At 65.8% G+C, this 17511-nt stretch carries 18 protein-coding genes and 1 pseudogene; 14 read left to right on the top strand and 5 right to left on the bottom strand.

The features are described from left to right. Nucleotides 1-46: 46 nt before the first annotated feature. From BRX37_RS19760 to argB, 6 genes are all read left to right on the top strand, one after another. Entirely contained in the window at nt 47-439 is a 393-nt protein-coding gene (locus BRX37_RS19760; protein ID WP_004208356.1) for a DUF779 domain-containing protein, read from the top strand. Beyond that, entirely contained in the window at nt 429-1730 is a 1302-nt protein-coding gene (locus tag BRX37_RS19755; RefSeq protein WP_125988896.1) for a DUF3422 domain-containing protein, read from the top strand. The genes BRX37_RS19760 and BRX37_RS19755 overlap by 11 nt, the downstream gene beginning before the upstream one ends. 42 nt (nt 1731-1772) lie before the next feature. Then, nucleotides 1773-2924, top strand: coding sequence for an FIST N-terminal domain-containing protein (locus tag BRX37_RS19750; RefSeq protein ID WP_048937584.1), 1152 nt, complete (start codon nt 1773-1775; stop codon nt 2922-2924). Further along, nucleotides 2921-5170 (top strand): hybrid sensor histidine kinase/response regulator, encoded by a 2250-nt coding sequence (locus tag BRX37_RS19745; protein WP_125988894.1) that lies wholly within the window; start codon nt 2921-2923, stop codon nt 5168-5170. The genes BRX37_RS19750 and BRX37_RS19745 overlap by 4 nt, the downstream gene beginning before the upstream one ends. 66 nt (nt 5171-5236) lie before the next feature. After that, on the top strand, nt 5237-5869 hold the full coding sequence (locus BRX37_RS19740) for a queuosine precursor transporter (RefSeq protein WP_010338459.1): 633 nt from the start codon (nt 5237-5239) through the stop codon (nt 5867-5869). 25 nt (nt 5870-5894) lie between these two features. Continuing rightward, entirely contained in the window at nt 5895-6812 is a 918-nt protein-coding gene (gene argB / locus BRX37_RS19735) for an acetylglutamate kinase (RefSeq protein ID WP_004208351.1), read from the top strand. Nucleotides 6813-6820: 8 nt separating this feature from the next. On the opposite strand, the gene BRX37_RS19730 is transcribed toward argB, so the two are convergent. Next, complete coding sequence (locus BRX37_RS19730; protein WP_125988892.1) at nt 6821-7342, bottom strand: GNAT family N-acetyltransferase; 522 nt, start codon at nt 7340-7342, stop codon at nt 6821-6823. A gap of 160 nt (nt 7343-7502) precedes the next feature. Between BRX37_RS19730 and BRX37_RS19725 the strand changes: the two genes are divergently transcribed. From BRX37_RS19725 to BRX37_RS19705, 5 genes are all read left to right on the top strand, one after another. After that, nucleotides 7503-7796, top strand: coding sequence for a YggT family protein (locus BRX37_RS19725; RefSeq protein ID WP_004208349.1), 294 nt, complete (start codon nt 7503-7505; stop codon nt 7794-7796). Nucleotides 7797-7936: 140 nt separating this feature from the next. Beyond that, nucleotides 7937-8260: a DUF167 domain-containing protein gene (locus BRX37_RS19720; protein ID WP_125988956.1), complete on the top strand. Its 324-nt coding sequence runs from the start codon at nt 7937-7939 to the stop codon at nt 8258-8260. Further along, complete coding sequence (gene folD, locus BRX37_RS19715; protein WP_097384437.1) at nt 8257-9150, top strand: bifunctional methylenetetrahydrofolate dehydrogenase/methenyltetrahydrofolate cyclohydrolase FolD; 894 nt, start codon at nt 8257-8259, stop codon at nt 9148-9150. The genes BRX37_RS19720 and folD overlap by 4 nt, the downstream gene beginning before the upstream one ends. After that, on the top strand, nt 9147-9794 hold the full coding sequence (locus tag BRX37_RS19710) for a Cif family virulence factor (protein ID WP_010338454.1): 648 nt from the start codon (nt 9147-9149) through the stop codon (nt 9792-9794). Before folD ends, BRX37_RS19710 begins: the two co-directional genes overlap by 4 nt. Continuing rightward, a complete protein-coding gene (locus BRX37_RS19705) occupies nt 9791-10408 on the top strand; it encodes a MarC family protein (RefSeq protein WP_004208345.1) in 618 nt (205 codons plus the stop codon). Before BRX37_RS19710 ends, BRX37_RS19705 begins: the two co-directional genes overlap by 4 nt. Nucleotides 10409-10565: 157 nt before the next feature. Here the strand turns inward: BRX37_RS19705 and BRX37_RS19700 are convergent, their stop codons facing one another. From BRX37_RS19700 to pedF, 4 genes are all read right to left on the bottom strand, one after another. Then, a complete protein-coding gene (locus BRX37_RS19700; protein WP_125988890.1) occupies nt 10566-11333 on the bottom strand; it encodes a response regulator in 768 nt (255 codons plus the stop codon). Nucleotides 11334-11346: 13 nt separating this feature from the next. After that, nucleotides 11347-13101 (bottom strand): methanol/ethanol family PQQ-dependent dehydrogenase, encoded by a 1755-nt coding sequence (locus BRX37_RS19695; RefSeq protein ID WP_125988888.1) that lies wholly within the window; start codon nt 13099-13101, stop codon nt 11347-11349. Nucleotides 13102-13196: 95 nt separating this feature from the next. Then, entirely contained in the window at nt 13197-14060 is an 864-nt protein-coding gene (locus BRX37_RS19690; protein WP_125988886.1) for a substrate-binding periplasmic protein, read from the bottom strand. Nucleotides 14061-14065: 5 nt separating this feature from the next. Further along, nucleotides 14066-14494, bottom strand: coding sequence for a cytochrome c-550 PedF (pedF, locus tag BRX37_RS19685; protein WP_004208341.1), 429 nt, complete (start codon nt 14492-14494; stop codon nt 14066-14068). 167 nt (nt 14495-14661) lie between these two features. Between pedF and BRX37_RS19680 the strand changes: the two genes are divergently transcribed. From BRX37_RS19680 to BRX37_RS19670, 3 genes and pseudogenes are all read left to right on the top strand, one after another. Further along, nucleotides 14662-15624: a PQQ-dependent catabolism-associated beta-propeller protein gene (locus tag BRX37_RS19680; RefSeq protein ID WP_125988884.1), complete on the top strand. Its 963-nt coding sequence runs from the start codon at nt 14662-14664 to the stop codon at nt 15622-15624. A 120-nt stretch (nt 15625-15744) separates the two neighbouring features. Next, complete coding sequence (locus tag BRX37_RS19675) at nt 15745-17124, top strand: porin (RefSeq protein WP_125988882.1); 1380 nt, start codon at nt 15745-15747, stop codon at nt 17122-17124. A gap of 104 nt (nt 17125-17228) precedes the next feature. Next, nucleotides 17229-17511, top strand: a pseudogene (locus BRX37_RS19670) (TonB-dependent receptor); the annotation flags it as partial.

Here is a 17511-nt window from a genome sequence, read left to right as displayed (position 1 = left end):
CTGCCAATGTTGCCAATGGCGGTTTTGGTTCTGAAGGATCGGATCGATGGCCGATTGTCCTGCCCGCATTCTCGCCACGCCCGCGGCCGATGCGCTGATCGCGCGCCTGACCGACCAGCATGGCCCGCTGATGTTCCACCAGTCGGGCGGCTGCTGCGATGGTTCCGCGCCGATGTGCTTCCCGCGCGGCGAGTTCCGGGTCGGCCCGCAGGATGTGCTGCTGGGCCATGTCGCGGGCGATGTGCCGGTGTGGATCGGCGCGGCCCAGTTCGAATATTGGCGCCATACCCAAGTGACGATCGACGTGGTGCCGGGGCGGGGCGCCGGCATGTCGCTCGAAAGCCCGGAAGGGCAGCGCTTCATCGTCCGCTCACGCGTCTTCACCGATGCGGAGGCGGATCTGCTGGAAGCCGCTGGAGAGCCGGCGCGTGGTGGCTGAGCGGCGCTTCACCGAACATGCGCTGCGCCCGCAGGTGGTGGGCGAGATGCAATTGCGCCGCGAACCTGCGCTGACGGTCCCGGCACGGATGATCCAGCTTGTCCGCCTGCTCGATGCGGACGCGCGCACGGCAGAGCTTGCGGCCTTGCCCGCCATGCCGGGCGATCTGCGTCCAGGGCATGACAGCCGCCATCGCGAGACCCGACTGGGCGCCGACATCCATCTTCACTGGGAACAGCATAGCGAGGCCAGCACGGTCACCCTGGTGCGCGGCGGCAGCGATCCGGTCGGCTGGGATTCTCCCGATGCGGCCGACGCCCGTGCCGCGATCGCCTGGGCCAAATTTCTGCCGGGTGCGGTGATCCGCGCCGTGCGGCTGGCGATCGTCGCGGATGAAGGCGCCGCCGCGGAACTGGTGGCCAGCGCCGGTTTCCCGGCGGGCCAGCTCGTCACCTGCCATGTCGGCGGCGGCGCGCGCATCTGGACCGATTTCCGTATCCATGATGATGGCTATGGCCGGATGGTGGTGGCCGCCAACGGCCTGCTGCCCGGCGATCTTGCCCGCTGCGTCCAGCGGCTGCAGGAACTGGGCAATTATCGCAATCTGGCGCTGCTTGGCCTGCCGCCCGCGCGCACGGCCTGGACCGATCTCGACTGGCTGGAACAGGCGCTGGAGCAGGTCGGCCGGGCGCTGGCCGCCGGCGAGGTGCGCGACGATGTGCTGCTGGGCCGACTGATCCAGTTGTCCGCCGACATATTGTCGATCGACAGCGGCTGCGCCTATCGGATGAGCGCGACCGCCGCCTATGGCCGGATCGTCGCCAGTCGCCTCGCTGAACTGGATGTCGTGCCGATCGCCGGTCATCGCTCGCTCGCCGACTTCACCGAAAGGCGGCTCTGGCCTGCCGTGCGCACCTGCGCGGCGCTGACCGATCGGCTGGCGCTGCTCAACGGCCGCGCGGCGCAGTTCACCGCCCTGCTGCGCACCCGGATCGAAACCCATATCGAGAACCAGAATGGCCGCCTGCTCGCCTCGATGGACCGCAGCGCGCGGATGCAGCTCCAGCTTCAGCAACTGGTTGAGGGGCTGTCGACGGTTGCCGTCAGCTATTATGCGCTTGGCCTGCTCTCCTATCCGCTCAAGGCCGTGGAAAAGCACTGGCCGCGCCTGTCCGCGACGCTGCTGCTGGGGCTTGCCATGCCATTCGTCGCATTGCTGGTCTTCCACCTGATCCACGGCGCCAAAAGCCGGCTTGTTTCGCGTGACAGGCCAGCGGAACCCGCTACATGATAATGCCCCAAAGCATAAGAAAATGGGCGATGGGGAGAGACAATGGCGACAGGCGCAGGGGTAAGGGCAGGGATAGGATTTGCGTCCTCCCATGCCGACGATCCGTTCGAGGCGATGGCGGATCTGGTGGATCAACTCGGCACGGAGCCGCTGGCCGGCGCCGTGATCTTCTGTTCCCAGCATTATGACCGGGACAGCCTGGCGCGGGCGATCAACCTGCATAGCGAATGCACCACGGTGATCGGCTGCACCAGCTCGGGCGAACTGACCGATGCGGGCTATGATCATGACAGCCTGACCGTGATCGGCTTTCCTGCGGCCGATTTCTGCATGACGTCCCATTGCTTCGACGACATCGACAATTTCGATCCGGTCGCCGCGCGCGAAGTCGTGCGGGCGCTGGCGGCGCAGGCGGAACGGGACAGCCGCCGGCTGGGCGGGCTGGTCAATCATGTCGCGCTGTTCCTGGTCGACGGCCTCTCGCACCGGGAGGAGCTGCTGACCATGACGATCCAGGATGCGCTGGGCGATATTCCGCTGATCGGCGGATCATCCGGCGACGATCTTGCCTTCCGCCAGACCGCGATCTTCGATGGCGGCCGCTTCCATGCCCGCGCCGCCGTGGTGGCGATCCTGTCCTCGACCCGGCCGATGCACGTCTTCAAGGCGCAGCATTATCAGCCCGGCGCGGCCAAGATGGTGATTACCGGCGCGATCCCGCACGAACGCATCGTGACCGAGATCAATGCAGAGCCGGCCGCGGCCGAATATCTGCGCCTGGCCGGCCATGCCGGCGAGGAACTGGGGATGGAATTTTTCGCGGCGCATCCGCCGATGGTCCGGGCCGGCGGCGAATATCATGTCCGCTCGATCCAGAGCGCCAATGCGGACGGCAGCCTGACCTTCTATTGCGCGATCGACGAAGGGATCGTCCTCAATATCGGCGAGCCGGTGGATCGGATCGCCGGCATGCGGCAGCTCTTCTCCGACCTGCACGCCCGCGTGGGCGAGGTGGACCGGATCATCGCCTTCGACTGCGTGCTCAACCGCATCGATGCCGAACAGCGCCAGATTTCGCGCGATGTTTCCGCCCTTTATGCCGGCAACCGGGTGATCGGCTTCAACACCTATGGCGAGCAATATCATGCGTTGCACGTCAACCAGACCTTCAGCGGATTGGCGATCGGCCGATGAGCGAGCTGCGCACCGCCCTTGAAACCGACGCGGAGCTGGATGCCCTGCGCGAGGAGGTGCGCAAGCTGCGCAAGATCAACGGCGCGCTGATGGACCGGGTGGAACGCTCGACCGACATGTCGGCCAACGCCTTTTCCATGTTCGAAACTGCCATCTCGCTTGAAGCCAAGGTGCGCGACCGGACGCTCCAGCTGGAGGATGCGCTGGGCCGCCTCGCCAAGGCCAATGCCGATCTGGCCGAGGCCCATGCCGATGCGGACGCCGCGCAGGTGCGCCTGCGCGATGCGATCGAATCGATCAACGAAGGCTTCGTGCTGTTCGATGCCGAAGACCGGCTGATCCTCTACAATGAAGCCTATCTCGGCTTCTGGCCGCAGGTCGCCGAGCGGCTGGATCAGAATCTGACCTTCCACGACATCGCCCGCATCGCCGCCCATAGTCAGGGGCCGGCCGGGGCACAGGTCGCGCCCGATCGCTGGGTGTCGGATCGCCTGGCCAAGCACGGCATCGCCGATGGCGGCCAGGTGCAGCGGCTGGCCGATGGCCGCTGGATACAGATCAACGAACTGCGCACCAGCGAAGGCGGCATCGTCGGCATCTATACCGACATTACCGAGGCGAAGGCGGAGGATGCCCGCGCCCGTGCCCGCGAACTGGCCGAACGCAATGTCGTGCTGCAATCGACGCTCGACAATCTGTCGGAGGGGGTCTGCGTGTTCGACGGCAGTGGGCAACTGGCCGCCTGGAACGACGCGCTGCGCCGGCTGCTCGCCTTGCCGGAAAATTTCGCTGGCGCGCTTGGCAGCCATGCCGAATTGAAGCGCTGGTGCCGCGAGACGCTGGCGATGGACGATCAGGGCTGTCTCGACTGGCGCGGCGGCGGCGCGGACCAGCAGGCGATGGTCTGCCTCTGCACCGCCGGAGAACGGCATTTCGAATTGCGCAGCAACGCCATGGCCGATGGTGGCCAGGTGTTCGGCTTCACCGACGTCACCGACATGCTGCGCGCCCAGGCCAGCCTTCAGGAAACCGCCGAGACGCTGGAACGGCGCGTGTCAGAACGCACCGGCGAACTGGTCGACCTCAACCGCAAGCTGGAAGGGGAAGTGGCCGAGCGCCGCGCGATCGAGGCGGCGCTGATCGATGCCAAGATCGTCGCGGAAAAGGCGAACCTGTCCAAGACCCGCTTCCTCGCCGCCGCCAGCCATGATCTGCTCCAGCCGCTCAATGCCGCGCGGCTGTTCGTCGCGGCGCTGGGCGATCGGCGGCTGGCGCTGCCGACCCGCGCGCTGGTCAACCAGACCTCGACCGCGCTCGACTCGGTCGAGGATCTGCTGGAGGCGCTGCTGGAAATCTCGCGCCTGGATGCCGGTGCGATCCAGCCGGAAATCGGCCCGTTCCGCATCGACCGGCTGCTCCAGACGCTGAATGTCGAATTTGCCCCCATGGCCCGGTCGGCTGGACTTGCCTTCCGGATCGAGGCGCAGCCGCTCTGGGTCGAGACCGACCTGCGCCTGCTGCGCCGCATCCTTCAGAATTTCATCTCCAACGCCATCCGCTACACGCCGCGCGGCACGGTTTCGGTCGCCTGCATCCAGCATGACGACCGGGTGGAAATCAGCGTGACCGACAGTGGCCCCGGCATCGCGCCCGAGCAACAGGCGCTGATCTTCGAGGAGTTTCGCCGGCTAGACACCCGCAGCCAGGGCAAGGGGCTGGGCCTCGCCATCGTCAAGCGGGCCAGCGACATGCTGGGCCACCCCATCACCTTGCGCTCGCAGCCGGGGCAGGGGGCGACCTTCGCCATCGCCCTCCCCATCGGCCAGCCCCAGCGGGAGGAGGATGGCGACACCGGCCAGCCGACCCGCGACCGGTCGATGCGCGACCTGTCGGTGCTGGTGGTCGACAATGAAAAGCAGATCCAGTCGGGCATGCGCACCCTGCTCACCGGCTGGGGGTGCAGCGTCGTCACCGCCGACGGCTATGACCAGGCGGCCGCGCTGTTCGCCGATGGCCGCCGGCCCGACATCATCCTGGTCGACTATCATCTCAAGGACGGGGAGACCGGCGACACGGTCATCACCCGCCTGCACGATCATTTCGGCGCCCGCATCCCCGCCGTCATGATCTCGGCCGATCGCGGCGAACCGCTCAAGACCCAGCTCGCCGCCGCCAACATCCCCCTGCTCAACAAGCCGGTAAAGCCCGCGCAACTGCGCGCGCTGCTGCGCACCATGCTGGCCTGAAAGGGGACGGGGCAGGGCGTGCCGCGCCATCTTCCCCCGCAGGCCGAATCCCGGTAAGGGCTGGCGATGACTTCATCGCCCGCGCCGCTGACCCGCTCCCTCTTCGTCTTTTCCATCCTTTATGGCGGCATGGTCTGCATGGCCGGCGTGCTGGGGGTGAAACAGGTCGCCCTGGGGCCGCTCGCGGTGGAGGCCGGCATCTTCGCCTTCCTGCTGCTGGTCATCATTTCCAGCGCCGTGTCGGAACTGCACGGGCAAAAGACTGCGACCGCGCTGGTGCGCCTGGGCTTCGTGCCGCTGCTGGTGTCGGCCGCGCTGATCCATATCGTCATCGCCCTGCCGCATGATCCGGGCATGTATCCGCCTGCCGTCGATGCCTTCCCGATCGTCGTGGGCCAGGGATCGCGGATGATGCTGGCGGGCCTCATTTCCTATGGCACGTCGCAGACGCTCAACGTCTTCATCTTCTCGCGACTGGCCGGGGGCGAGGGCCGTCTGGTCTGGCTGCGCGGCATGGTCGCCAGCGTCGTGTCGCAGATCGTCGACACCCTGCTGTTCATCACCATCTCCTTCTATGGCGAGCGGCCGATCATGGACCTGATGGTCGGGCAGATGATTACCAAGGTGCTGCTGTCGATCATCCTGGTGCCGCCGCTCATCTCCGCAGCGGTCGCATTGGGCCGTCGCCTCGATCGATAACTTGCCGTAGCGCGCATATGGGCTTATGCGCGCGCGCATGACCAGCAACTACGCCCCCGATCCCGCGCTCCTCGCGAAGGCCGAAACCCTTGTCGAGGCGCTGCCCTATATGCAGCGCTATGCGGGCAAGACCTTCGTCGTGAAATATGGCGGCCACGCCATGGGCGATCCGGAGGCTGCACGCGACTTCGCCGAGGACGTCGTCCTGATGAAGGCGGTCGGCATCAATGTCGTCGTCGTCCATGGCGGCGGGCCGCAGATCGGCGCGATGCTCAAGAAGCTGGGCGTCGAATCGCAGTTTGTGAACGGCCTGCGCGTCACCGACAAGGAAACCGCCCAGATCGCCGAAATGGTGCTGGCCGGCTCCATCAACAAGGAAATCGTCGGCTGGATCAGCGGCGCGGGCGGCCGCGCGGTCGGCATCTCGGGCAAGGATGGCGGCCTCGTCCTGTGCGAAAAGGTTGGTCACAGCCGCGCGCCCGATCCCAATTCGGGCATCGAGCGCCATGTCGATCTGGGCTTTGTCGGCGATCCGGTCTCGGTCGATCGTCGCATCCTCGACACGCTGACCCAGGACGGCATCATCCCTGTGGTCGCGCCCGTGGGCATCGGCGCCGATGGCCATACCTATAATGTCAATGCCGACACCATGGCCGGCGCGATCGCCGCCGAGCTTCAGGCGTCGCGCTTTTTCCTGCTGACCGACGTGCCGGGCGTGCTCAACAAGGACAAGGAATTGCTGACCGATCTCGATCCGGCGGCGATCCATGCGCTGCAGGTCGACGGCACCATCACCGGCGGCATGATCCCGAAGCTGGAAACCTGCGTCAAGGCGGTCGAGAGCGGCGTCGATGCCGCCGTCATCCTGGATGGCCGGGTGCCGCACGCCATGCTGCTGGAAATCTTCACCGATCGCGGTGCGGGCACGCTGATCCGCAAATAAGCGCCGATTTATCGGAGCAGGATTGCCGGATCAGCCCAGTAGATGCGCTTTTCCGGCAGGGTCCGGCCGTCCGGGCCGGGCTTGTCCCAATCCTCGACCTCGACCCCGCCGCGCGCGGCATAGAAGCCGCGCGCGGCCTGGTTGTCGCTGTAGCACCACAGGAACAGGCCGGTCTGGGGCCAGCCCTCGATCGCCCATTGCGCCCCGCGCGCCAGCAATGCGGTGCCAAGGCCCGTGCCGCGCGCGGCAGGCAGGGCGTGGAGATTGTCGACCAATGTGCCCCAGCGATCATCGGCCCCGCCAATGATGCAGGTGAAGCCCATCGGCTGCCCGGCCCGTTCGGCGATGATGATGCGCTGTCCCGGCGCCGGATGTTCGAGCCGCTGCGTCCAGGTGGCCAGCCGCTCGGCCTCGATCCCGCCCGCCAGATAGGCCGGGTCCATGATATGAGCATAGGCGATGCGCCAGCTTTCCACATGCATGGCGGCGATCAGCGGGGCATCGGCGGGGGAGGCGTCACGAAAATCCATGGCTCCGCTATAGCGCGACAGGCTGGTCCTGCTACCCCTTCCTGCTGAGCAGGCTTTTGCAGAACTATGGCGTCCTTTGGTGGAATAAGGGACTGTCGCGACTTGTGGCCGGCCCCATGCCTCGGCTAGAGCGAGCGCCAACCGCTCTTTCGGAGACCGCATGGCCTACGCCCTCTATCAGACCATCGTCATCCTGCTCGACGTGCTGTGGTGGATCATCATCATCCAGGCCGTCATGAGCTGGCTGATCGCCTTCAACGTCGTCAACATGGGCAGCGATTTCGTGCGCACCGTGATGGTCGCGCTCGATCGGATGACGGCGCCCATCTATAATCCGATCCGCCGGGTCATGCCCGACCTCGGCGCGCTCGACCTGACGCCGATGGTCGTCCTGCTGGGCATTCTCATCATCCGTCAGGCGATCCTGCCGCCGCTCTTCTCCAGCCTGATGTGACCGGCTGTTTGAAAAATCGCGAAAGAGCGATTTTTCAGCGCGGTACCAGCCCGCTCCCCCGCCCAACCACCCGACAGGATGACACTGGATCGGGTGGTTGGGCGGGGGAGCGGGCTGGTACCGGCTTTCTCAAACAGTCTCTGACCGGCTGGCGCCGGGACGGGGATGACCTCATTCTGGCGGTCCGCCTGACGCCCGGCGCCACGCGCGAGGATGTCGGCGGGCGCTGGACCGACGAACATGGCGCGCACTGGCTGTCCGCCCGGGTGCGCGCCGTGCCGGAAAAGGGAAAGGCCAATGGCGCGCTGATCGCGCTGCTGGCCAAGCGGCTGGATTGGCCCAGGGGCGCGATTTTGCTGGAATCGGGTGATACCAACCGGCTAAAGCGATTGCGGATACAGGGCGGGGCAGGGGCGTTGGACCGGCTGACCGCCATCATCGAGACATGGATAGACGCGACATGACGATCGGCAAGATTATCGACGGCAAGGCTTTTGCGGCCGGACTGCGGGACAAGGTGGCCGATGGCGTCGCCGCCTTCGTGGAACAGACGGGCCGCAAGCCGGGTCTGGCCGTGGTGCTGGTGGGCGAAGATCCCGCGAGCAGCGTCTATGTCCGCAACAAGGGCAAGATGACGGTCGCCGCCGGCATGGAAAGCTTCGAGTTCAAGCGCCCCGACAGCATCGGCGAGGACGACCTGCTCGACCTGATCGAGGAACTGAACCATGACGACCGGGTCGATGGTATCCTGGTCCAGTTGCCGCTGCCCAAGCATATCGATGAAGCGGCAGTGATCGCCGCGATCGACCCGGCCAAGGATGTCGATGGCTTCCATGTCGTCAATACAGGGCGCCTCGCCACCGGGCAGGACGCGCTGGTGCCCTGCACGCCGCTGGGCTGCATCATGCTGCTGAAGGATGAGCTGGGCGACCTGTCGGGCATGGAGGCGGTCGTGGTCGGTCGTTCCAACATCGTCGGCAAGCCGATGGCGGCGTTGCTGCTGGCCGAAAATTGCACCGTCACCATCGCCCATAGCCGCACCCGCGACATTGCCAGCATCGTCCACCGCGCCGACATCGTGGTCGCTGCCGTCGGCCGCGCCGAAATGGTGAAGGGCGAATGGATCAAGCCGGGCGCGACGGTGATCGACGTCGGCATCAACCGCGTGGTCGATACCGAAGATGGCAAGGGCCGGATCGTCGGCGACGTCGCCACGGCCGAAGCGCTGTCGCATGTCCGCGCCATCACCCCGGTCCCCGGCGGCGTCGGCCCGATGACGATCGCGGTGCTGCTGCGCAACACGCTGGTCGCCGCCCATGCGCGCGCGGGCCTCGCCAAGCCGGAGGGGCTGTGAAGGGGCGCGGCGCGCTCCTCGCCCTCAGCCTGGTGATGCTGGTCGCGGCCAAGCCGCCGATGCGTTACCAGCCCGATCCCAGCTCGGTGATCGCGGCCGAAATCGCCTTTAACCGGCTTGCCCAGCAAAAGGGGCAATGGACCGCCTTTCGCGAAACGGCGGCGGACGACGCCGTGATGTTCGTGCCGCAGCGGGTGGTGGCGAAGGACTGGCTGAAGAAGCAGGCGGACCCGCCGGCCTCGGTCAGCTGGTCGCCCTCGATCGTCTATGTCTCCTGCGACGGCCTGCTCGCCGCCAGCACCGGTAACTGGAAACGGCCGGACGGATCGGTCGGCTATTTCACCACCCTGTGGCGGCGCGACAAGAAGGGCCGCTGGCAGTGGATACTCGATCATGGCGATCGTCTGGCGACCGAACGGGACGCGCCGGAATTTCTGACCGGCAAGGTTGCGACCTGCAAGCGCGGCGCGCGGCCCGAAGGTCCGCCCCCGGCAAAGGGGGAGGCGCCACCGGTGCCGCAGGATGACAGCCTGATCTGGTCCGCCGATGTCGCGACCGATGGCAGCCGCCGGGTCACCGTCCGCATGTGGAACGGGACCGGCTATGATGTGGTGATCGACGACAAGGTGGGGGCGCCGTCATGATGGAATTGTTCATATCCGCTTTCGTCACCCTGTTCGTGGTGATCGATCCGCCGGGCTGCGCGCCCATCTATGCCAGCCTGACCAGCGGGGCGAGCATCGCCCAGCGCCGGTCGATGGCGATCCGCGCGGTCGGAATTGCCGCCGCCATCCTGCTGGTCTTCGCCCTGTGGGGCAAGCAGTTGCTGGGCGTGCTCGGCATCGAACTGGACAGTTTCCGCATTGCCGGCGGCATCATGCTGTTCATGATCGCGATGGACATGGTGTTCGAAAAGCGCACCCAGCGGCGCGAGGATCGGGCGCAGAAGATTGCCGAGACGCCGGAGGTGGAGGATGTCTCCGTCTTCCCGATGGCGATGCCGATGATCGCCGGGCCGGGCTCGATCGCGACCGTCATGCTGCTGATGTCGCGTGCCGACGGCATGGTCGACCGGCTGGTCGTGCTGGTCGCGGTGGCGGTGACTTTGGTGCTGATGCTGGGCGCCTTGCTGGCGGCCGGGCCGCTGATGGCGATCCTGGGCACCAAGATCGAGGCGGTGATTACCCGCCTGCTCGGCGTGCTGCTCGCCGCGCTCGCGGCGCAGTTCGTGATCGACGGGCTGAAGGCCAGCTTCTGACCCGTCCCTGCCTGTCCTACAGCCCCTGTTCCATGCTAGTCGGGAACAGGGGACGATAGGGATGGGGCGCGCAACATGATTTCCAACATCGGCATCAAAATGTCGAAATGTGCGGGAAATATGCGAAGTTAAGCGCGGGATTTCCTATTTTCCGCGGTCAGTTGTCGCCGTCGAAATGGACCCGGTTGGCCAGGATCACCGCCTGGGTCCGGCTGAAGACGTTGAGCTTCTGCAGGATCGCGGACACATGCGCCTTCACCGTCGTCATCGATACGCTCAGGTCATGGGCGATCTGCTTGTTCAGCCGGCCATGGACCAGATGAGTCAGCACGATCCGCTGCTGCGGCGTCAGGCTGCCGATCCGGGTCAGGATATCCGCCTCCTCGGCGCTTTCCTGCGGCGCCTCGTCGATCGCGTCGGGCATGTAGATTTCGCCGGACACCACCCGGTGCAGCGCATCGACGATGGCGCTGCGCTTCATCGACTTGGGGATGAACCCCGCCGCGCCGGCGCCCAGCGCCTCGCGCACGATTCCCCGGTCGAACGCGCCCGACACCATCACCACCGGCAGGATCGGGTGGCGGCTGCGCAGCAGTTTCAGGCCATCGAGCCGCTTCACGTCGGGAATATTGAGGTCGAGCAGCACCAGGTCGAAATTAGACTGTTTCTCCAGCGTCGCCAGCGCTTCCTCCAGGCTGGCCGCCTCAAAAATCTCGCAGCCGTCGAAGCTGACCGCGATCACGCTGCGCAGCCCGTCGCGCACCAGCGGGTGGTCGTCGACGATCAGCACCCTTTCCATCATCGCGTCATTGTCTTTGACCTGCATGTCCGCCCCCTGGCCATGATGATGGATCATAGGCGGGGGCGCGGCAAATTGCCCGCGATTTCCGCCGTGCATATGCTGTCCGCGCCCCATGACGATCATCGTCCTCGCCTCCTTATTTGGCCAGCTTGAACACCCAGAGCGAACCGCCCTGATTGATGTCCTTGAAGGACTTGGCCACTTCGCCGCCCCATAGCGGCACCGCGCCGCCCCAGCCGGACATGACGGCGACATATTGCTCGCCATCCTGTTCCCAGGTGACCGGCGATCCGACCACGCCCGACCCGGTCTGGAACTTCCACAATTCCTTGCCGGTCTTGGCGTCGAAGGCCTTCAGATAGCCTTCGGGCGTGCCGGTGAAGACCAGGTTGCCGGCGGTCGACAGCACGCCGCCCCACAGCGGCGCCTTGTTCTTATATTCCCAGACGATCTTGCCGGTCCTGGGGTCCATCGCCCGCAGTGCGCCGATATGATCCTCGGCGATCGGCTTGATGGTGAAGCCCGCGCCCAGATAGGCGGCGCCTTTCTTGTAGGCGATCGGCTCGTTCCAGATGTCCATGCCCCAGTCGTTGGACGGAATGTAGAACAGGCCGGTGTCCTTGCTATAGGCCATCGGCATCCAGTTCTTGCCGCCTAAGAAGCTGGGCGAGGAGAAGACGGTGCTGCCTTTCTCGGTCGCGCTCGGCGCGCCGGGGCGACCGGCGGGGATCACGATCGGCTTGCCATTCTTGTCATAGCCGCTGGCCCAGGTGGTCTGCATGACGAAGCGGTTAGCGCTGACGAATTTGCCGTTGGTCCGGTCGAGCACGAAGAAATAGCCGTTGCGGTCCGCCTTGGCGCCCAGCTTCATCGGCTTGCCGTTGATCGTCGCGTCGAACGGGATGAACTCGTTGACCCCGTCGAAATCCCAGCCGTCATGCGGGGTGGTCTGGTAATGCCATTTGATCACGCCGGTTTCGGGATCGATCGCCAGCGTTGACGCGGTGTAGAGATTGTCGCCGGGCCGCAAATGGCTGTTCCAGGGGGCCGGGTTGCCGGTGCCGAAATAGAGAAGATTGGTTTCCGGATCATAGGTGCCACCCAGCCAGGTCGCGCCGCCGCCGGTCTTGTAGAGATCGCCCTGCCAGGTCGCGTTGAGCTTGCCGGTGATGCCATTATCCTTGCCGCGCAAGGTGCCCATATTGCCTTCGATCACCGGGCGGTGCCAGATCAGCTCGCCGGTATCGACGTCGCGGGCCTCGACCGCGCCGACGATGCCGAACTCGCCGCCCGAGTTGCCGGTGATGACCATGGACTTGACGATCAGCGGCGCGGCGGTCGCGCTGTAGCCGGCCTTGTAGTCGGCGATCTGCTTGTTCCACACCACCTTGCCGGTATGGCGATTGAGCGCCACCAGCCGCGCATCGAGCGTGGCGAAGATGATCTTGTCGCCATGGATCGCCGCGCCGCGATTGACGACGTCGCAGCAGGGCATGATGTCGTCGGGCAGACGGGCATTATATTCCCATTTCTCCTCGCCGGTGCGGGAGTCGAAGGCATAGAGCCGCGAATAGGAACCGGTGACATAGATGGTGCCGTCATAGACCAGCGGCTGGGCCTCCTGGCCGCGCTGCTTCTCGCCGCCCAGCGACGAGGCGAAGGCGGGCACGAGCTTGCTGACGGTGTCGGTGTTGATCTGGTTGAGCGTGCTGAAACGCTGCGCCTGCGGTCCCATGCCATAGGTCAGCACGTCGCCGGTCGATGCGGCATCGTTCATCAGGTCGGCATCGGTCGGCCCGCCCGCCGCATCGGCCGCGAGCAGTGGCGCAGCCCCGGCCACCAGCGCGATCGCGGCTGCCCCCAGGAACGAACGCGTGAAACGTCCCGTCATAGTCATCCTCCCTTGTTTTCCGGCGTGATCAACGCCGTCGATGCAGCACCTTATGGGGCACGGCGGCCGTGCCAATTGGACCTTGGGTCGCCCGTTCAGCCCGCCGCGACGGCCGGCGCATAGGCGACGCCATGGCGTTCGAAGATCGCCTTGAGCGCGCCCGATTGCGTCATGTCGGCCAGGATGGTCTCGACCGCATCGCCCAGGTTCCGGCTATTCTCCTTCACCGCCATGCCGATGTCCCATCCGGCCGAGGTGAAGGCGGGCAGGGGGCTGGTGCGGCGGACGATGTTGGTGGCGCCGCTGTCGTGCAGCACCGCCTCGATCTGCGCCCGGCTGGCGAGCGCGCCGTCGGCCCGGCCATCGGTCAGCGCGGTGACGGCTTCCGCCCCGCCGGGGAAATGGACGACATCCCTGGCCAATATGCCGCCGAATGTGCCGATCAGGTAGAAATCGGGAATGGAGTCGATCTCGACCGCCAGCCGCTTGCCGCGATATTGGGTCGGCGGCGCGTTGACGTCGATCTCGCCCTTCACCGCCGCAAACTGGAAGCTCTCGCGATAATAGGGGGCGATGATCGCGACCTGATCGTTGCGTGCGGCGAAAGTCCGGTCGAACGGCACATGCAGCATGATGTCGGCCGGCTGGAAGCCTAGCAGCCCGCCCTTCCACACGCCGTTGCGCAGGTCGTCGTCGGCGCTTTCGTCGGCCACCAGTTCGGCGATGTCGGCGCGCACGCCCAGCCCCTTGGCAAGCGCCTGGGCCAGGTCGACGTCGATCCCGGTCAGCTTGCCGTCCTTGCGCCAGGACCAGGGGCGGTTGTCCTTATAGACTGCGACCCGAAGGACACCCAATTCCCTGACCTTGCCGAGCGGCGCGGCCTTTGCCGCCTGCCCGCCCGAAATATAACCAACCAGCGCGGCGGCCGCCGCGCTGGTCAAGAAGGCGCGGCGATCCATCGCGATCACTCCTGATGCTTGGTTTCGAGCCAGGCGCGGATCGCCCATCCAGCCTTCTGCCCCAGCACGTCGCCGAAGGGCGGCATATAAACCTTGCCGTCATGGCTGGAGCCATGCTGGTAACGCTGGATGAACCATTCATCGCCGCTGTCGCCGACTTCCAGATAGCGCAGGTCCGGCGCGATGCCGCCGCTTTCCGCGTCCAGCCCGTGGCAGCGCGCGCAATTCTGGCCATAGGCGGATTCGCCGATCTTCGCCGCCGTGGCATTGCCGCGATAAGGATTGTGCTGAACCCAGTCGGCGCCGATTTCCGGCAGGGCCGATGTGTCGACCGCCTGCGGCGTGACATTGCCATGCGCCATCAGTGCCGATGTGATCGATGCGCCCGCTAGGCAGGCCGCGCCGAACAATGCGATCCGTCCGTAATTCCTCATCCCAAACCCTCGTCTGTGCCGCGTGCCTGTGCTGGCCGCATGTCGTCCCTGTTGCTGACGACTGTAGGGGAGGGCGGGGACGACCCCCATTGGCCATTGGTACAATCCCGCCGCGACGGGCCGGGGGCTAATCGGCTATCAGGCCAAAAGGACGAGAGGATGCGGGCATGATGAAGAGCGTGATTGCGGGGCTTGCGCTGGCGGTGGCGATCCCGTCCGTCCGGGCCGAGACGCTCTATGTCTCCAACGAACGCGGCAACAGCATCAGCGTCATCGATGCCGCCACGATGCAGACGGTCGCGACCTGGCCGGTGGGCGGCCGGCCGCGCGGCATCACCCTCACCAAGGACGGCAAATATATCCTGCTCTGCGCCAGCAACGACCATTCGGTGCAGATGATCGACCGCGCGACCGGCAAGGTCGTCGCGGACCTGCCATCGGGGCAGGATCCCGAGCAATTCTTCCTGTCGCGCGATGGCCGGACCTTGTTCGTCGCCAATGAGGATAATGCCGCGCTGACCGCGATCGACCTCGACAGCCGCAAGGTCGCCTTCCAGGTCGATGTCGGCAAGGAGCCCGAGGGCGTGGCGCAGAGCCCGGACGGCAAATGGGTGGTGGTGACGTCGGAGGATGACGGCGTCGTCAACTGGATCGACCTGTCGAGCAAGACGATGGTCGACGCGACCGAGACCGACCAGCGCCCGCGCCATGTGGAATTTACCGCCGACGGCAAGGAACTGTGGATCGCGGCGGAGATGGGCGGCACGGTGCAGATCGCCGATCCGGCTACGCGCAAGATCGTCGAGACGCTGCATTTCGCCATTCCCGGCGTGCAGGATTATCAGCTATTGCCCTGCGGCATCCGCTTCACGCCGGACGGCAAGACGGCGGTCGTGGCGCTCGGCCGCGCCAACCATGTCGCGCTGGTCGATGTCGCCACCCGCAAGGTCCGGGCCTATGTGCCGGTCGGCAAGCGGGTCTGGCATATCGCGGTCAGCGCGGACGGCGCGCGCGCTTTTGCCGCCAATGGCCTTTCGGACAATGTCTCGGTGATCGATCTGGCCGCCGGCAAGGTCGTCGGCACGGTAGCGGTCGGCGCCGGGCCGTGGGGCATCGCCGTCGCGCCCTGACCAAAAGTATAGCGAGGTGCGCGGGGGGAGGACGAGAACCAAAGTCCAATTTCGGCCGCCATCGCCGCCGCCCACTCTTCCCGACAGCCGGCACGACCGGCGCACAAGAGGGAGGATGAGATGGCACGGGGAACATTCCTCGGCAGCGCCGCCATGGCGTTGCTGTTCGTCGCAGGGGCAACGCCGGCCAGCGCCGGCACGACGAGCGAACTGCTGAAAAGGCTTCATGAGAAGGGGATCCTCACCGACGAGGAATATGCCCAGCTGGCAAAGGAAGACGCCGCGGCGCCGGCCGCCGCCGCCGCGCCCGCCGCGTCGGACGGCAAGCCCGTGGTGCGCGTCGCCGACAGCGGCGTCGGCTTTGAGGTGGGCGATGTCACGGTCAAGATTTCCGGATCGGTCAACGGTTTCTACACCCATGAAAATGGCCAGGCGGCCGGGCCGAATACGGATGTCGTCGGCGGCGTGGTGCCGGTCGGCGGCAATAGTTCGGCGATCCGCAACGGCTTGTTGCCCGGCTATCTGAAGTTCGACGTCACCACCAACCAGGGCGGCTGGGACGTCGGCGCCCATTTCGGCATGTATCCCGGCATCAACAGCGCGGATTATTCGGTCGGCGGCGGCGCCAATGCCGGTGGCCGGCCGGTGGCGCTGCAGACCGCCGGCATCGATTTCCGCCAGACCTACATGACCATCGGCCGTTCTGGCCTGGGCGAGTTCAAGCTGGGTCGCGACATCGGCCTGTTCGGCTCGGAAGGCATATTGAACGACATCACCTTGCTGTCGGTCGGGTCGAGCGGCGGCAATGTCGCGCCGTCCAACACGTCGCTCGGTCGCATCGGCATCGGCTATATCTATACCGACTTCCAGCCGCAGATCACGTACACCTCGCCCAGCCTGTCGGGCTTCCAGGTCTCGGTCGGTGTCTTCCAGCCGCTCGAATCGCTGACGGGACCGGGCGAAAGCAACAAGTCGCCAGGCTTCCAGGGCAAGATCGTCTATGATGGCAAGTTTGGCGACTTCTCGGCCCGCGCCTGGTTGTCGGGCATTACCCAGCGGCATAATCGCGTCGACGGCATTTCCTATACCGGCAGCGGTTTCGATACCGGCGCTAAGATCGGCTATGGTCCGCTCGTCCTGACCGGCTATTATTATAATGGCTCGGGGCTGGGCACGACGGCGCTCAACCTGTTCGACACCGATGCCGCCGGCGACAAGCGCGACAGCGACGGTTTCTATCTTCAGGGGCTGGCGACCTTCGGCAAATTCTCGGTCGGCGGCAGCTATGGCGAGAGCAATCTCCATTATGCCAATGCCGCCGATGCGCTCGCCAACCCGACGCTTATCCGCAAGAATAGCAGCTGGGTGGGGCAGGGCCGTTATGGCCTGACCAGCTGGGTGACGCTGATCGGCGAATATATCCACAGCACGTCCAAGGCGCATAATGGCAATGAGGCGCAGGGCAACACGATCGCCGCCGGCGCCATCCTCTTCTTCTGAGCGGGAGATCGGCCATCGGCCCAAAGGCCAATGTTCCGGCAAGGGGCGGCATCCTATCGAAGGGATGCCGCCCCTTCGCATGACGGGCCGGCAGGGGAGGATATATGCGCAGAACAAAATGGCTCGCGCTCGGCATGGCAATGGCGCCCTTCGCGGCGCAGGCGGAAACACCCGATGGCGCCGGTGAGGCGATGGCCGCCGCGTCGATCGTGGTGACCGGCACGGGCCTCGCCCTGCCGCCGGGTACACCGGCCTATGGGTCTGTGGTGATCGACCGGGATCGGCTTGAGGATGCGGCGTCGGGTCGGATCGAGAGCGTGCTGGCCGATGTCGCGGGCTTCCAGCAGTTCCGCCGCTCCGACAGCCGCGCCTCCAATCCCTCGAACC

Origin of the sequence: Sphingomonas sp. S-NIH.Pt3_0716 (assembly GCF_003950715.1) — a bacterium.
Taxonomy (GTDB): domain Bacteria; phylum Pseudomonadota; class Alphaproteobacteria; order Sphingomonadales; family Sphingomonadaceae; genus Sphingobium; species Sphingobium yanoikuyae_A.
The sequence above is the reverse complement of the archived record's forward strand: the minus strand, read 5'-3'. Positions and strand labels throughout refer to the sequence as shown.

Coding starts and splice junctions, on each gene's coding strand:
- BRX37_RS19745 (WP_125988894.1), top strand. CDS start 2,921: ATGAGCGAGCTGCGCACCGCCCTTGAAACCGACGCGGAGCTGGATGCC.
- BRX37_RS19680 (WP_125988884.1), top strand. CDS start 14,662: ATGATGAAGAGCGTGATTGCGGGGCTTGCGCTGGCGGTGGCGATCCCG.
- argB (WP_004208351.1), top strand. CDS start 5,895: ATGCGCGCGCGCATGACCAGCAACTACGCCCCCGATCCCGCGCTCCTC.
- BRX37_RS19760 (WP_004208356.1), top strand. CDS start 47: ATGGCCGATTGTCCTGCCCGCATTCTCGCCACGCCCGCGGCCGATGCG.
- BRX37_RS19700 (WP_125988890.1), bottom strand. CDS start 11,333: ATGATCGTCATGGGGCGCGGACAGCATATGCACGGCGGAAATCGCGGG.
- BRX37_RS19690 (WP_125988886.1), bottom strand. CDS start 14,060: ATGGATCGCCGCGCCTTCTTGACCAGCGCGGCGGCCGCCGCGCTGGTT.
- folD (WP_097384437.1), top strand. CDS start 8,257: ATGACGATCGGCAAGATTATCGACGGCAAGGCTTTTGCGGCCGGACTG.
- BRX37_RS19730 (WP_125988892.1), bottom strand. CDS start 7,342: ATGGATTTTCGTGACGCCTCCCCCGCCGATGCCCCGCTGATCGCCGCC.
- BRX37_RS19675 (WP_125988882.1), top strand. CDS start 15,745: ATGGCACGGGGAACATTCCTCGGCAGCGCCGCCATGGCGTTGCTGTTC.
- BRX37_RS19750 (WP_048937584.1), top strand. CDS start 1,773: ATGGCGACAGGCGCAGGGGTAAGGGCAGGGATAGGATTTGCGTCCTCC.
- BRX37_RS19695 (WP_125988888.1), bottom strand. CDS start 13,101: ATGACGGGACGTTTCACGCGTTCGTTCCTGGGGGCAGCCGCGATCGCG.
- BRX37_RS19725 (WP_004208349.1), top strand. CDS start 7,503: ATGGCCTACGCCCTCTATCAGACCATCGTCATCCTGCTCGACGTGCTG.
- pedF (WP_004208341.1), bottom strand. CDS start 14,494: ATGAGGAATTACGGACGGATCGCATTGTTCGGCGCGGCCTGCCTAGCG.
- BRX37_RS19705 (WP_004208345.1), top strand. CDS start 9,791: ATGATGGAATTGTTCATATCCGCTTTCGTCACCCTGTTCGTGGTGATC.
- BRX37_RS19740 (WP_010338459.1), top strand. CDS start 5,237: ATGACTTCATCGCCCGCGCCGCTGACCCGCTCCCTCTTCGTCTTTTCC.